This window comes from Lysobacter sp. Root983 (genome assembly GCF_001429345.1).
Classification (GTDB): Bacteria; Pseudomonadota; Gammaproteobacteria; order Xanthomonadales; family Xanthomonadaceae; genus Lysobacter.
The window spans coordinates 612,290-627,186 of the sequence record NZ_LMJO01000017.1; the positions used below are offsets into that span (position 1 = coordinate 612,290).

Consider the following 14,897-nt stretch of genomic DNA (forward strand, 5'->3'; position numbering starts at 1 on the left):
ATCCGAGCGAACCCTATGCCGCGGCTCAGTTCGCATGGCAGTTCGGATTGTTTCCGCAGTTGTTCGGATCGGGGCCTTCCAGCCAGATGCCGGTGAAAGGCGTCTGATCGCCGAACCAGGTCACGCCATCGCGGACCATGCGCCACTGGACGTAACGGGTCTGCCCGGTATCGGATTGCGGCCCGACGATGGTGAAGTTGAACGTCGCCACTTCTCCAGGTGCGACGCTACCCGCTACAGCAACCCGATGCAGGCCCCACTCGGTGTTGTCGGCCGGCGCCTGCGAGCCCAGCCTATACACGTCAGCATCCGTCCATGGCGCGTTGCCGGTGTTGCGCATCTGCACGCTCACCGACATCGCCTGACCCGGCGCGATACTGCCGGGAAAGGATTGGGCAACGTACTGCGCGCCATAGATGACGTGCTGCACGGTCACGGCCGAGGACACCGCACCACAGCCAGCGGAGTTGCAGGCGCGCACGCGGTAGGCGTGATCGAGATGGCTGGGCTTGCCGCTGAACGCGCGGCTGGTGGCGGCGTCTTGACTGACCTGCGCCCAGGCGCCGCCGTTCACGCTCTCCTCGAGCTGGTAGCTGGATGTGCCGGCAACGGAGGTCCAAGCGACCGTGTAGCTGCCATTGGCATTTACCGCCGGCGCCGACAAATTCGGCGGCGCGCCGGGAGGGTCGATCTCGGTGACCCCGACAACGGCCGACAGCGCGCCGCAACCGGCGGCATTGCAGGCGGCAGCGCGGTAACTGTAGGACCCGGCATTCTTTCCGACGAAGGATTTACTGGTTGCCGACCCGTCATGCACCATGGCCCAGGTACCGCCGATGCTCTCTTCGAGCCGATAGCTGCTGGCGCCGGCCACGCCGCCCCAGCTCACGGTGTAGGCGCCGGAAGTGCTTTGAGCAGGTGCCGTCAGCGCGGGAGCCGTACTGGGGCGGTAGACCACATTGACGGCGGCGGCCGCCGACCAGGCGCCACACCCGGCTGCGTTGCAGGCGGTGATGCCATGCTGGTAAGTACCTGCCGCGCGACCGGCAAACGCCTTACCCAGGTCCGGCCCGCTGTAGGAAGTCGCCCAGGCCCCGCCGTTATAGCTCTCGCTAAGGAAGTAACTTTCGGCGCCAGCCACGGCTGTCCAACTGGCGGTGTATGCGCCGTCGCCTCCGGTGGCAGGCAGAGTCAGCACCGGGGTCGCAGCCGGCGGGTGCACCGCCGTGGTCCTCTCGGTCGTCACCGACGTGACTTGCGATGCGTTGTTGTAGGCATAGCGCTTGACCGCATAGGTGCCGCCGGCTTCGGCCTCGTACTCGCGCGCCAAACGCCAAGCCGCGTCGTATTCCAGCTTCCGCACCCGCCCATCCGGCGTCTGCACGCTGGCTAGGCGTCCGAACGCGTCGTACGAGAACGCTGTCGTCTGCGCCACGCCGGCAATAACTGCCTTCCTGGCCGTAAGCCGGCCGCGAGCGTCGTATACGAATTCGGTGACGTCGCCATTGGGCCCGGTTACACGGCCGGCCTGCCCAAGCGCGTTGTAGTTGGCGTAAGTCGTGGCATGCCCGAGCGCGTTCTTGGATTCAATCAGATCGCCAGCCGGACTGAACGTCTGGGTGACGGTGTCCGCCGCCAACGGGCCATCGACCGAAACGCTGGCCAACAAGCCGTTGGAATGCTGCGAGTAGGTGTAGGCGGTCGTTCGGCTCTGTCCCGCCACCCCGTTGGCGGACAGATTCGTCGCCGATACCGAGGCGATGCGATTCCCCGTCGTATACGTGTAGTCGATCCGGCTATCTCCCTCGACGGTTATATTAGCGATGCGCACACGATTCGCATCCCAGGCATACAAGGTCGTACGAGCCTCCGGGCGCCCGTTCGCCTCCACCTTCTTGCCCAACTGGCCCTTTGCGTTGTAGTCGAAGTCCACGACATTGCCCTTGAAGTCCCAGACGCGATCGGGATTTCCGTTGACATCGAACGTGCTAGAACGTCCGCTGGCCGGACAGTTGGCGCTGGCCAGACCGACCACTTCCGCCAGTTGGCCTTCCGGATTGAACTTGTAGACCGCCTGCTTGCCCAGCGGGTTTGTTTCGGTCACATCCAGCGACCCATTGGCGGCGAACTGGTAGGCATACGCGAAGCGCTCCACGCCGCCGGCATGCTGGGTGCTGGTGGCCATGAAGTCGCCGTCATTGGTGTAGGTGAACCATGAATAGCGGACGCCGTTGTAGGACTTTCCGGTCAACGCGTAGCCGCCGTAATCGGGCTCGCCGTTGATCGCGCTGTAGTGATAGGACAGAACGGTAGCCGGCGTCCCGGGAAGAGCGGTGGACGCCAACAGATGCATCCCGTCGTAGACCTTCTGCTGACTGTAGGTATAGCGGTATGCGTTGCCCGCAGGGTCGCGGACCTCTACCAGTTCATCGCCGCTCCAGATCAGCTGTACGTAACGACCGGAACTGTGCGTGACCCGTTGCAGCTGCGTGCCGTTGAGTCCACCGTGCGCGAAGGTCCAGCCGACGTCCTGTGCGCTCTTCACTGAAATGGGGTAGCCGCTGGCGTTGTAGATCTCGACTTCGTCTTCCTCTCCCTTCAGCGACCAGTTGCCGTCGGCGGTACGCACGATCGTGGAGATCGGCCCGGCCTTATCTTCGTAGAACACGCCATCGGCGGCTTTCAGGTACCGCACTTTGCGGCCATCGGGCTTGTGCGCCCAGATTTCGCTCGCCGCGGACATATCGGCGCACGGCGCGATACTCGGCCGGGCGTAGCAGGTCGCGTTCCAATAGCTGCCGCCGAAGCTGAGCCGATAGTCGAAGCTGCTGATCCACTTGTAGCCGAACAGGCCGATGCCGTCCCAATGCTGGTTCCATACGCGTTGCAGATGCAGCGGCATTTCACCGACAGCGGCAAAGTCCAGCTCCGGCTCGGTCTTGTTGCCCGTAGCCAGAATGATCGGATTGCCGTGCCTGGGGCACTTGCGGTCGTTCGCCTTCTTATCGTCGGGCGCCTGCGCCCCACCATCGTTCAACCGCAACTCGCTGCCGTCGACGTTGCGCGTGGTGTCGACCACCGTCAGCCCCGGATTGAAGTCCTCGGGACCGGTAACGTAGACCGCCGAGACCGGATCGATATCGGTGATCCGCTCTCCGCTGCCCGGGTCCTCGCGATGCGTCGGCGGATTGGAATCCTCTGCGCTCGCGCTAGTCCATGGAGCAAGCAACACGCAGCAGGAGAGAGACAGCCATGACAAGCGCCGCATTGCCGCTGCGGCAGAAATCGAAAGCGACATGCGACCTCATCCCCGTTGAGTCATTCGCGATTTGTTCCGACGCGATTTCGCGCAAACAAACAGCGGCGTCGAGGACAGTCTTGCACGCCAAAAAACCAGGTTACAAACGCGATAGTTGAGCTGTCTGCACTATCTCCACGACTAAGACACACACCGCATGCAATCCATGCACAACCGAGCACATATCGGTGAACTAGAGGAAGATTTTTTCGCAACTTCACCTTGCGATAATGCTCGAACCTGGAGCACGTATGGAATGAGAAACCCTTATCGTCCGGCACAAAAAAGCCGGGCATCGCCCGGCCTTTTCGCTTGCTCATCGCACCTTACTTCGGCGCGACGTTCAACTCCTGCAGCAACTGCGGCGCCGGGTAGACCTCCTGCATGATCCAGCGCATGTAGCGCTGATCGACCGCGATCATGCGGGTCATGGTCGGGTCGAACACCCAGTTCGAGCTCACCGATTCCCAGTTGCCGTCGAAGGCCAGGCCGACCAGCTTGCCGCTGCCGTCCAGCACCGGCGAGCCGGAGTTGCCGCCGGTGATGTCGAGGTTGGACAGGAAGTTCACCGGCACCGTGCCCAGGCGCTTGTCGGTCAGGCCGCCGTAACGCTTGGCCGCGATCGCGTCGAGCAAACTCTTGGGCGCGTCGAAGGGATCGGTGCCGGTGGCCTTGGCCGCAACCTCCTCCAGCTTGGTGAACGGCACCTGCTTGCTGCCGTCGGTCTTGGTGTAGCCCATCACGTTGCCGAAGGTGATGCGCAGCGAGGAGTTCGCGTCCGGATACACGAACTGGCCCTTGCTCTTCTTGTAGTCGGCGACCGCCTGCAGGTAGATCGGACGCGCGACCAGGGTGTCGCCGGCGCGGGTCTTGCCCTCTTCCTCCAACTTGAGCACGGTCGGCATGATCGCCACCGCCAGTTGGATCGCCGGGTCCTTACTCTTGTCGAACGCGGCGCGGTCGGCCTGCATCAGGCTCATGCGCTGCTCGGTGCCGCCCAGCTTGGTCTTGGCCAACTTGTCGAGCGCGCGCTTGACCGCCTTGTCGTCGTTGCCGCCCAGCCACTTGTCGAGCGCGGGAATACGCTGCGCGGCCGGCAGCTTGAGGTACTCGGCCAGCCAGTAGGCCTGCAGCTGGCGGTCCATCTTGGGATCGTAGCGGCGCTCCATCTGCTTCATCGCACCTTCGAACGACGGCAGATCGCGCTGCTGATAGCCCTGCTCGCGCTCGGGATCGGGCTTGGCGCGTTCGATCGAAAGACGATAGAGCTGCAGCGCGGCGCCGATCGCGCCGGTGTTGCGGAACTGGCTGAACACCAGGTCGCGTTCGCGATTGGCGCGGGCCTGGTCGCCGATCTGGACCAGGGTTTCGTGCGCGGCCAGGGCCGGCTCGCCCTTGGCGCCCTGCTTGCGCAGCCACTCCAGCACCGCGGCGTCCTCGGCGTGTTTCTTCTCGCTGGCGCCGATGCGCTGGAAGCCGTCGAGCTGGCCGTCGTAGTTCTTCATCGCGTTCTGCCAGCCGCGCACGGTGCTGGCGTACTTGACCGCGATGTCGGGGTTCTTGGCGCCTTCGGCCTGGACCATCGCGACCAGTTTCTTGTAGTGGCCGCCGACGGTGGGATAGGTCCACTGCGCGGTGTTGTCGAAGTCCTCGGCCAGGGCGTAGCGGCTGGTCGAACCCGGGTAGCCGGCGACCATCACGAAGTCGCCCGCGCCCAGCGGCTGGGTCGCGATCTTCAGCCAATGCTTGGGCTGGTAGGGCACGTTGTCGGCGGCATAGGCGGCGGGCTTGCCGTCCTTGCCGACGTAGGCGCGGTAGAACGAGAAGTCGCCGGTGTGGCGCGGCCACATCCAGTTGTCGACTTCGCCGCCGTAGTTGCCGACGCTGCCGGGCGGCGCGTAGACCAGGCGCACGTCCTTGATCTCGAGATTGCGGAACAAACGATAGACGTTGCCGCCGGAGAAGCTGTAAAGGCGGCAGCGGAAACCGGCGTCGGCCTCGCAGGCGGCGACCAGGCTTTTCTCCACGCTTTCCAGCGCGCGGGTGCGGCCGATCGCGTCCGGGGCGGCGGCGATCGCGTCCTTGACCTGCTTGGTCACGTCCTGGATCGAATCCAGCGCGTAGATGCGCGCGTTCGGGCCGGCGGAGACTTCCTGGCCCGGCGTGGCGGCATTGAAGCCGTCGCGCATCAGGTTCTTCTCTGGCGTGGAGTTGAGCTGGATCGCGCCGTAAGCGCAGTGGTGGTTGGTCACCACCAGGCCCTGCGGCGACACGAAGCTGGCGGTGCAGCCGCCCAGCGAGACCACCGCGCCCATCGGGTCGCCGGTGAGGTCGGCCAGCTGCTTGGCGTTCAACTTCAAGCCGGCCTTCTTCAGCGGGCCGGCAATCTCCGGCAGCTGCTGCGGCACCCACATGCCCTCGCCCGCGTGCGCGAGGCCAGCCCCGACCGCGAACGTTCCCGTCATCGCCATGGCCGCAGCCAACGCCGTATATCGCATGCAACACTCCTTGCGCTAATCGACCGGCGAGTCTAGCCCGCCGGGGGTGGGCCCGGGCATGACGAAAGTCCTGCCCGGGCTGTTCAGGTTTTGCCGATGCGGCTTATTCGGCCGGCAACTGCATTTCCTTGAGCAGGTGCGGGGCCGGATAGACCTTGGCCAGCAGCCAGCGCAGGTAGCGCATGTCGACGTGGATCGCGCGCTTGTAGCGCGGATCGAACATCCAGCTGGCGCTCACCGCTTCCCAGTTGCTGTCGAAGTTCAGGCCGATCAACTTGCCATGCGCATCCAACACCGGCGAGCCGGAATTGCCGCCGGTGGTGTCCAGGTTGGTCAGGAAATCGACGGTCTGGGTCTTGAGTTCGGGGTCGGCCGTGCTGCCGAAATCGCCCTTGGCGATCGCTGCGCGCAAGGTCTGCGGTGCGTCGAACGGCTCCGCGCCGGTGTGCTTCTCGAGGATGCCTTGGACGGTGGTCAGCGGGCGATAACGCACGCCGTCGCGCGGGTCCATCGCGCTGACCTTGCCGTAGCTCACGCGCAAGGTGGAGTTGGCGTCCGGATAGACCGCGCGGCCCTGCGATTTGCGGTAGCCGATCAGCGCGCGCATGTAGGCGGGACGCAGGCGCAGCAGTTCGCCTTCGCGGCTCTTGCTGTCCTGTTCCAGGCGCAGCAGCGCCGGCATCAGCGCGGCGGCGGCCTTGAGCAGGCTGTCGTCTGAGGCCTGCAATTCGGCGGCCGGTGCGTTCATCAGGCGCAGGCGTTCGGCTTCGTCGCCGAGTTTGCTGCCGGCGTACAAGGTGTCGAGCGCGGCTTGCAGTCCGTCCGCATCGCCACCCGCGAACACCGCATCGAACTCGGCGACGCGCTGGTCCTTGGGCAGGCCTTGGTACTGGATCAGCAGGTCGCGCAGCAGTTGCTTTTCGACGCTCGGCGCGTAACGGCGCTGGACCTGCTTGAGCTGGCCGGCGATCAGGGTTTCGTCGCGCTGCTGATAGCCGGACTCGCGCTGCGCGTCGGGCTTGGCGCGCTCGGCCGCCAGTCGCTGCAAGGTGATCGCGGCGCGCAGCAGCTGGCTCTGGCTGCGGATCGCGGTCAGCAGCTGGTCGCGCTCGGCGGTCTTTGCGGCCGCGTCCAGCACCTTCTGCGCGGCATCGATGTCGGCGCGGATCGCCTTGGCGTCGCGCTGTTGGCCCAGCCAGGCCAGCATCGCGGCTTCGTCCTGCGCGCGCACGCGCACCGCATCGCTGCGGCGCAGGCCGTCGAGCTCGCCCTGGGCGCGCTTGAGGGTGTTCTTGGCGCTGGCGACCTGGGCCGCGTACAGCACCTTGGCGGCGGGATCGTTCGCGGTCGCACGCTCGACCACGCCGATCAGGCGATCGAACAGCGCCACCCGCGAGGGCAGCTGCCATTCGATCTGTTGCTTGAACTCGGAGGCCATGCGATGACGGAAAGTCACGCCCGGATAGCCGGCCAGCATCGCGTAATCGCCTTCGCGCACCGGATCGGTGGACACCTGCAGATGGCCCGGCGGCTGGTAGGGCACGTTGTCGGGCGAGTAGTCGGCCGGCTTGCCGTCGCGGCCGACATAGGCGCGCAGCAAGGTGAAGTCGCCGCTGTGGCGCGGCCACACGAAGTTGTCGATCTCGTCGCCGTAGTTGCCGATGCTGTTGGGCGGCGCGTACACCAAGCGGATGTCGCGCAGCTCGAGCTGGCGGATCAGGTAGAAGTCGGTGCCGTAGTACATGTTGGCGACGCTGCAGCGCACGCCCGGCTCGCGTTCGCAGTCGGCCACCGCGGCCTTGGTCGCGGCATCGACCGCGTCGTAGTAGGCGCGGCCGCGCTTGCCGCGCGCGTCGGCGAGGATGCGGTCGGTGATCTTGTCGAAGCCGGTGGTGACCAGCACGCGGTAGTCGGGATTGGCCGGCAACTCGGCGGCGCGGTCGGCGGCGATGTAGCCCTGGCCGATCAGGTCGCGCTCGGGCTTGGCGTTGTACTGGATCACGCCGAAGGCGACGTGGTGGTTGGTCAGCACCAGGCCGTCGGCGGAGACGAAGGCGCCGGTGGCGCCGCCGACCTTGACCACGGCGTTCATCGGCGGCTTGGCCAGTTCGGCCAGGTCGCCCGGCTGGCCCTGGAAGCCGGCCGCGCGTAGCTGTCCGGCGATCTCCGGCAGCTGCGAGGGCATCCACATGCCTTCATCGGAATGGGCGGGCGCGGCGCACAGGGCCAGGGACAGGGCTAACAGACGGGGGCGCATGGTCGATCCGGATCGCAGGGAAGCGGCGACGATAGGCGATGCGGACCGGACCGGGCAAACCCGGGCGGGCCCCGGCGCGGGTCCGGGGCGTATAATTTCGGCCTCTTTCCGCGCCTCCGCGCGGCACTCGAAGGCAAGCACCCCATGACGCAAACGATGAAGGCATTGGTCAAGCGCGAAGCCGGCAAGGGCATCTGGATGGAACAGGTGCCGGTGCCCGCGCCGGGCCCGAACGAGGTCCTGATCAAGCTCGAGAAGACCGCGATCTGCGGCACCGACCTGCACATCTATCTGTGGGACGAGTGGAGCCAGCGCACCATCCAGCCCGGCCTGGTGATCGGCCACGAGTTCGTCGGCCGCGTGGTCGAGCTGGGCGCCGGCGTGTCCGGCTACACGATCGGCCAGCGCGTCTCGGCCGAAGGCCACATCGTCTGCGGCCACTGCCGCAACTGCCGCGGCGGACGCCAGCACCTGTGCCCGAACACAGTCGGCATCGGCGTGAACCGCAACGGCGCGTTCGCCGAGTACATCGTGATGCCGGCCAGCAATCTGTGGCCGATCCCGGACCAGATCCCGAGCGAGCTGGCCGCCTTCTTCGACCCCTACGGCAACGCCGCGCACTGCGCGCTGGAATTCGACGTGGTCGGCGAGGACGTGCTGATCACCGGCGCGGGCCCGATCGGCATCATCGCCGCCGGCATCTGCAAGCACATCGGCGCGCGCAACGTGGTGGTCACCGACGTCAACGATTTCCGCCTCAAGCTGGCCGCCGACATGGGCGCCACCCGCGTGGTCAACGTCGCCAATCAGTCGCTGAAGGACGTGATGGCCGACCTGCACATGGAAGGCTTCGACGTCGGCCTGGAAATGAGCGGCAACCCACGCGCCTTCAACGACATGCTCGACTGCATGTACCACGGCGGCAAGATCGCCATGCTCGGCATCATGCCCAAGGGCGCGGGCGCGGACTGGGACAAGATCATCTTCAAGGGCTTGACCTTGCACGGTATGTACGGCCGCAAGATGTACGAGACCTGGTACAAGATGACCCAGTTGGTGCTGGGCGGTTTCCCGCTCGGCAAGGTGCTCACCCACCAGTTGCCGATCGACGATTTCCAAAAGGGCTTCGACCTGATGGAAGCCGGCAAGGCCGGCAAGGTCGTGTTGAGCTGGAACTGATGAAGGCCGGGATTAGGGATTCGGGATTGGAGATTCGCAAAAGCGAACTTCGCCGAACCCTCCCGCTTCGCTTTACCCATCCCTAATCCCCAATCTCGAATCCCGGCCTCTATGTCCCTGACCCAGCGTTACGCCGACACCCTCGACGAAATCCGCGCCGCCGGGCTGTTCAAGTCCGAGCGCGTGATCACCAGCCCGCAGTCGGCCGAGATCAACCTCGCCGACGGCCGCACGGTGCTGAACTTCTGCGCCAACAACTACCTGGGCCTGGCCGACCATCCCGACGTGATCCAGGCGGCCAAGGACGCGCTGGACACCCACGGCTTCGGCATGGCTTCGGTGCGTTTCATCTGCGGCACCCAGGACCTGCACAAGCAGCTCGAGAAGACCATCGCGGACTTCTTCGGCACCGAAGACACGATCCTGTACGCGGCCTGCTTCGACGCCAACGGCGGCCTGTTCGAGCCGCTGCTGGACGAGCACGACGCGATCATCTCCGACGCGCTCAACCACGCCTCGATCATCGACGGCGTGCGCCTGTGCAAGGCCAAGCGCTTCCGCTACGCCAATTGCGACATGGCCGACCTGGAGAAGCAGCTGCAGGCCGCCGACGCGGCCGGCTGCAAGACCAAGCTGATCACCAGCGACGGCGTGTTCTCGATGGACGGCTTCATCGCGCCGCTGGACGAGATCGTCGCCCTGGCGCGCAAGTACAACGCCCTGGTTCACATCGACGAATGCCATGCCACCGGCTTCCTCGGCGCCAGCGGCCGCGGTTCGGCCGAGGTCAAGGGCGCGATGGACGGCATCGATATCTACACCGGCACCCTGGGCAAGGCCATGGGCGGCGCGCTCGGCGGCTTCACCACCGCGCGCAAGGAAGTGATCGAACTGCTGCGCCAGCGTTCGCGCCCTTACCTGTTCTCCAATTCGCTGCCTCCGCACGTGGTCGCGGCCGGGATCAAGGCCTTCGAGATGCTGTCGGCCGCCGGCGAGCTGCGCGAGCGCCTGGCCGAGAACACCGCTTACTTCCGCGAGCGAATGACCCAGGCCGGCTTCGACATCAAGCCCGGCGTGCACCCGATCGCCCCGGTGATGCTGTACGACGCACCGCTGGCGCAGAAGTTCGCCGCGCGCCTGCTCGAAGAGGGCATCTACGCGATCGGCTTCTTCTTCCCGGTGGTGCCGCAGGGCCAGGCGCGCATCCGCACCCAGATGTCGGCGGCGCACACCCGCGAGCATCTGGACCGCGCGATCGCGGCGTTCGTGAAGATCGGCCGCGAGCTGGGCGTGATCGCAGCCTGAAGCGGCCATGGCGACGCCATAAACGCGTAACGACGGGCCGCCGCCAGGGCGGCCCGTCGCATCGGGCGCTTACTGCTGCGCCGCGATCATTTCCTGCTCGACCCGCAACATGCTCTGGGTGAGCATCAGCAGATCGATTTGCGCGCGCGACAGATAGACCTGCGAGGTCGGCTGCTGCTGCAGCACGGCGAAATCGATGCTCAACTGCTGCGAGTTGATGCTGGCCAGCTCGGTCTGCATCACCGCACGCTGCTGGGCCGGGCCGTTGATGTACTGACCGTTGTTGTAGGTCAGCTGGTTTTCCTGCTTCAGTTGCAGCAGCGACACGGTCAGCATCTGGCCATTGACGTTGGCCGCGGCGAAGGCCGCGCGGGCCTCGTTGATGCGGCCGGCGCTGGCATGCATCTGGCCGATCTGGTGCTGCAGTTGGACCTGGGCGAAGTTCAGCTTGGCCAATTGCAGCTTCTGGTTGGCGACGACCGGATCGGCCGAGACCAGCGGAGCCAACGCCAACATCAGCAGCATCAGCAGGGCTTGCAGGGCGGACTTGGGGGTATGACGCATGAATGCTCTCCATGAGATTGGGGGAAGCGCGCAATCGTGCGCGCGGTAAGGCGCCGGCGCCGCAACGGGCGGGCCGGGTGCTGCATGAGTCGTCGATGCCGGTCTGATTGCGGATCGGGCGATCCGGGCCGGCGGCCACCTCCTTGTGCGGATAGCGCGCCCGTCATGGACGCGGCCGGCGCGGCGGCGCGGAGGCGCGACCGGGGCGGCGACGGCAGCCTAGCCGAAGCGCGTGGCGCGCGACCAGTGTCTGACGCCGCGAATGCGCGAATGGATCGTGCGCACGCCGATGCGGCGCGGGTCTAGTCGCGCCAGTCGAGGGATAGCGATCGCGCAGGGCATGCTTCGGCCACCCGCGTCGCCACGACGCGTAGACGCATCCTCCCTGGCCTAGAGTGAGCGAACGCGGCCACTCGGCGTTCGAGCACGCGGCGCCTTCTGCGCGTCCTCGACGCGAGCGCCGCGGTCAGCGCTCGCGCGCGATGCGGCGGCGCTTGTCTTCCTTGCGCACCGGCGCCGGCGCGCCCGTGGCCACGCGCACGCCCTTGGCCTTCATCCAGGCGTCGAACTCGTCTGCGGTCATGCGCTTGCCGTTCTGCTCCATGTTGAAGCGCCAGGGCGTGTTGTCGTAGCGGGTCTTGGGCTTGTAGGCCGTCGGTGCGGCGGCGGCGGCGCTGCCGCCGCGCTTGCGCTTGTCGCGGCGTGCGCTCAGCTGCGTGCAGGCGCCCAACGGCGAAGGCGCGAGCGAGGGCGACAGCGGTTCGACCCGGCCGAAAGCCTGCGCGAGCGGGCCTTCGGCGTGCGCGCTCGAGCGGCGCGCGAGCTTGGGCGAGGCCGCGGCCGTTTCCAGCAGCAACGCAACTTCGGCCTGCGCGGCCGGAGCATCGGCGCCGCGGCACGGCAGCTCCTGCGCGCCCAGCCAGTTCGCGCACAGCAGCAGCGGCAGGGCCATCACGATCTTGCGCATGTCGCTCACTCCCCAAGTCCAGGTATCGGTCCCGGGGGAGTCTAGGTGCGCTGATCGCAACTCAAAGGTGGTAAACGGTGCGCTCCGCCACAATCCCGCGCATGCGCGCTCGGCGATGTCGCGATCGCGGCGCGCGCGCACGTAGCGATGCCGCAGCAGCGCACGTTTTTTTCGGGCAAGCGACGCGTCGGTTAAGTCTTCGCGGCGATTCGGCCGGCGCGAATGCGCATCAGCGCGAGAGTTGCGCGATCTCGGATGCGCCGAGCATGCGCCACTGGCCCTTGCCGAGTTCGCCCAGCACCAACTCGCCGATCGCCACCCGCAGCAGGCGCAACACGCCGATGTCGAACGCGGCCAGCAGGCGGCGGATCTGGCGGTTGCGGCCTTCGTCGAGCACGATTTCCAGCCAGGCGTTCTTCTCGCCGCTGCGCAGCAGACGCGCGGACTTGGCGCTCAGCGCCACGCCCTCCTCGATCACGCCGGCAACCAGGGCCGCGAGCGTCTCGTCGTCGGGAATCGTGTCGATCTGGACGTGATAGGTCTTGTCCGGCCCGTGCTCGGGATCGGTGATGCGCGCGGCCCATTCGGGGTCGTTGCAGAACAGCAGCAGGCCTTCGCTGGCCTGATCCAGGCGCCCCACCGGCGCCAGCCAGGGCAAGGGCGCGCCCTGCCATAGCGCGCCGTCGAAACACCGGTAGACGGTGTCGCGGCCGCGCTCGTCGCGGGCGCTGGTGACCAGGCCGCGCGGTTTGTTGAGCATCAGGTACAGGCGCGCGGCCTGATCGATATCGCGCCCGTCCACGGCGATGCGCGGGCGCGCGCGCGGGGCGCTGGCGATCGGGAACTCGGGATCGCGCACCACGCGGCCGTCGACCGCGACCCGGCCGGCGGCGATCCAGCGCGCGGCTTCGCTGCGCGAGCACAGGCCTTGCTTGGACAGCACGCGGGCGAGGCCGTGACGGGGCGAGGTGGTCATGGGCACGGCCGCGCGCGTGGCGCGGCCTCGACGGCGAGGGAGAGCGAACCGCGCGCGGACGCGGGGCTTACTTCTTCTTGCCCTTCTTCTCGTCCTTGGGCGCCTCGACCACGGGGGCCGGCGCCGGGGCGGGCGCGGCGGCGCCCGGGGCGCCCTTGGCCACGCGCACGCCCTTGGCCTTCATCCAGGCGCTGAATTCGTCGGCGGTCATGCGCTTGCCGCCCTGGCTCATGTCGAAGCGCCAGGGCGTGTTGTCGAACTGGGTCTTGGGCTTGTACGCGGCCGGGTCGTTCGAGGTCGGCATGCCGCCCGCGGCCGGTTTGGCGTTGGCCAGGTTGCAGCCTTCGATGCGCATGCGCAGCAGCACGCGGTCCACCGACAGGGATTCGTCCAGGGCCTGCGAGAGCACGCCGGTGGGCGAGCCGAGCTGATAGCTGGGGGCGACCAGTTCCGGCGCGATCGGCGCGATCACGGTCGGCTGCACCGCCAGCGCGGGCGCGGTGATCGAACCGCAGTTGCCGACTTCGGCTTGGGCGATCGTAGCGATGAACAGCAGCGGCGCTGCAGCTAGGACACGATGCATGGCGAACTTCCTCCGGTCTGGCCGTCGCGATGTCCCGACGGGGTCCGGACACGACCTGGGCAGTGTAGGCGCGGGGGGCGGATCGGACAACCGCGCATGCGTGCGCTAGCCGCGGTTTCGCCGTTGCGATCACATTCCCCGCCGCCGCGCGCGAAAAAACGAAGCCCGGCACTGGGCCGGGCTTCGTGTGTTGCGGCGGGCTCCGAAGAACCGGCTGGCATCCCTTAGTTCTGGGAGTTCAGCTCGGTGCGACGGTTGGTCTCGCTCTTGCAGCCCGGGAACGCCTGACCCTTGTCTTCCAGCGGACGGCTTTCGCCGTAACCGTTCGGACCGCCCAGACGCGACGCTTCCACGCCGTTGCTGGTCAGGTAGTCGTACACGGTCTGAGCGCGACGCTCGGACAGCTTCTGGTTGTAGGCGTCCTTACCGCACTGGTCGGTGTGACCGGCGACTTCGACGCGCAGCGACGGATTGCGCTTCAGGATCTCGACGGCCTCGTTGAGGATGGCGGTCGAATCCGGACGCAGCGTGGCCTTGTCGAAGTCGAAGTTCACGCCCTTCAGGTCGATCGAGACCGGCACCGGGCAGCCGTCCGGACCGATGGTCTGGCCAGCCTGCGANACGCAGCGTGGCCTTGTCGAAGTCGAAGTTCACGCCCTTCAGGTCGATCGAGACCGGCACCGGGCAGCCGTCCGGACCGATGGTCTGGCCAGCCTGCGAACCGGGGCACTTGTCGTCGCAGTTGTTCACGCCRTCGCCATCGTCGTCCTTGTCGGCGCAGTTCGGCGCGACTTCAGGAGCCGGCGGCGGCGGCGGAGCAGAGGCTTCCGGGCCCAGCGGGACGATGATGCCGACCGAAGCCAGCACGTCGCCGAACCAGTCTTCCTGCGGAGCGGCATTGCTGGTGTCGTCGAAGTCGGCNGGCTTCCGGGCCCAGCGGGACGATGATGCCGACCGAAGCCAGCACGTCGCCGAACCAGTCTTCCTGCGGAGCGGCATTGCTGGTGTCGTCGAAGTCGGCGCGGTACGCCAGCTCGGTACGGATACCGACGCGGCCCAGGTCGCCCTGGATGCCCAGACCGACCTTGGCGGCCAGGTTGCCGTCTTCACGGCGGCCCGGCGAGTTCGGCGACGGGAACGCGTTGAACTCTTCTTCCGAACGCTGGTAGCCGATACCCAGCAGGGCGTACGGGTTCCAGTTGCGGCCTTCGGTGATGAAGTGGCGACGGAAGTCCAGCGAGACGCCGTACTGGCTCCACGACAGGTCCTG

The 14,897-nt window shown here is 66.8% G+C and carries 10 protein-coding genes and 2 pseudogenes; 2 read left to right on the forward strand and 10 right to left on the reverse strand.

Annotated elements, in window-relative coordinates:
- Positions 1-25: 25 nt before the first annotated feature.
- From ASE43_RS18680 to ASE43_RS18690, 3 genes are all read right to left on the reverse strand, one after another.
- On the reverse strand, positions 26-3,298 hold the full coding sequence (locus ASE43_RS18680; protein ID WP_082607374.1) for a DUF6531 domain-containing protein: 3,273 nt from the start codon (positions 3,296-3,298) through the stop codon (positions 26-28).
- 326 nt (positions 3,299-3,624) lie between these two features.
- A complete protein-coding gene (locus ASE43_RS18685; protein WP_057161494.1) occupies positions 3,625-5,796 on the reverse strand; it encodes a S46 family peptidase in 2,172 nt (723 codons plus the stop codon).
- 103 nt (positions 5,797-5,899) lie between these two features.
- Positions 5,900-8,053, reverse strand: a complete 2,154-nt coding sequence (locus tag ASE43_RS18690; protein WP_056172461.1) for a S46 family peptidase — start codon at positions 8,051-8,053, stop codon at positions 5,900-5,902.
- Positions 8,054-8,197: 144 nt separating this feature from the next.
- On the opposite strand from ASE43_RS18690, the gene tdh reads away from it, so the two are divergent.
- Together tdh and kbl are read left to right on the forward strand one after the other, a co-directional pair.
- Positions 8,198-9,232 carry an L-threonine 3-dehydrogenase gene (gene tdh, locus ASE43_RS18695; protein WP_200943915.1) on the forward strand — a complete coding sequence of 345 codons (1,035 nt, stop codon included), beginning with the start codon at positions 8,198-8,200 and terminating at the stop codon, positions 9,230-9,232.
- A gap of 111 nt (positions 9,233-9,343) precedes the next feature.
- Positions 9,344-10,537 carry a glycine C-acetyltransferase gene (gene kbl / locus ASE43_RS18700; protein WP_057161495.1) on the forward strand — a complete coding sequence of 398 codons (1,194 nt, stop codon included), beginning with the start codon at positions 9,344-9,346 and terminating at the stop codon, positions 10,535-10,537.
- 69 nt (positions 10,538-10,606) lie between these two features.
- Here the strand turns inward: kbl and ASE43_RS18705 are convergent, their stop codons facing one another.
- The 7 genes and pseudogenes from ASE43_RS18705 to ASE43_RS22730 all read right to left on the reverse strand — a co-directional run.
- Positions 10,607-11,101 carry a hypothetical protein gene (locus ASE43_RS18705; protein WP_057161496.1) on the reverse strand — a complete coding sequence of 165 codons (495 nt, stop codon included), beginning with the start codon at positions 11,099-11,101 and terminating at the stop codon, positions 10,607-10,609.
- 466 nt (positions 11,102-11,567) lie between these two features.
- Positions 11,568-12,068 (reverse strand): hypothetical protein, encoded by a 501-nt coding sequence (locus ASE43_RS22725; RefSeq protein WP_235568799.1) that lies wholly within the window; start codon positions 12,066-12,068, stop codon positions 11,568-11,570.
- A 229-nt stretch (positions 12,069-12,297) separates the two neighbouring features.
- Positions 12,298-13,044, reverse strand: coding sequence for a pseudouridine synthase (locus tag ASE43_RS18715; RefSeq protein ID WP_057161497.1), 747 nt, complete (start codon positions 13,042-13,044; stop codon positions 12,298-12,300).
- Positions 13,045-13,111: 67 nt separating this feature from the next.
- On the reverse strand, positions 13,112-13,627 hold the full coding sequence (locus ASE43_RS18720) for a hypothetical protein (protein ID WP_056172443.1): 516 nt from the start codon (positions 13,625-13,627) through the stop codon (positions 13,112-13,114).
- A gap of 224 nt (positions 13,628-13,851) precedes the next feature.
- Positions 13,852-14,247 (reverse strand): OmpA family protein (locus tag ASE43_RS21990; RefSeq protein WP_157500097.1); only part of this gene is annotated, 396 nt, incomplete at its 5' end.
- A gap of 1 nt (position 14,248) precedes the next feature.
- Positions 14,249-14,548 (reverse strand): annotated as a pseudogene (locus ASE43_RS21995) (hypothetical protein); the annotation flags it as partial.
- A 1-nt stretch (position 14,549) separates the two neighbouring features.
- Positions 14,550-14,897: pseudogene (locus tag ASE43_RS22730) on the reverse strand (hypothetical protein); the annotation flags it as partial.

Coding starts and splice junctions, on each gene's coding strand:
- kbl (WP_057161495.1), top strand. CDS start 9,344: ATGTCCCTGACCCAGCGTTACGCCGACACCCTCGACGAAATCCGCGCC.
- ASE43_RS18680 (WP_082607374.1), bottom strand. CDS start 3,298: ATGTCGCTTTCGATTTCTGCCGCAGCGGCAATGCGGCGCTTGTCATGG.
- ASE43_RS18690 (WP_056172461.1), bottom strand. CDS start 8,053: ATGCGCCCCCGTCTGTTAGCCCTGTCCCTGGCCCTGTGCGCCGCGCCC.
- tdh (WP_200943915.1), top strand. CDS start 8,198: ATGACGCAAACGATGAAGGCATTGGTCAAGCGCGAAGCCGGCAAGGGC.
- ASE43_RS18685 (WP_057161494.1), bottom strand. CDS start 5,796: ATGCGATATACGGCGTTGGCTGCGGCCATGGCGATGACGGGAACGTTC.
- ASE43_RS18715 (WP_057161497.1), bottom strand. CDS start 13,044: ATGACCACCTCGCCCCGTCACGGCCTCGCCCGCGTGCTGTCCAAGCAA.
- ASE43_RS18720 (WP_056172443.1), bottom strand. CDS start 13,627: ATGCATCGTGTCCTAGCTGCAGCGCCGCTGCTGTTCATCGCTACGATC.
- ASE43_RS18705 (WP_057161496.1), bottom strand. CDS start 11,101: ATGCGTCATACCCCCAAGTCCGCCCTGCAAGCCCTGCTGATGCTGCTG.
- ASE43_RS22725 (WP_235568799.1), bottom strand. CDS start 12,068: ATGCGCAAGATCGTGATGGCCCTGCCGCTGCTGCTGTGCGCGAACTGG.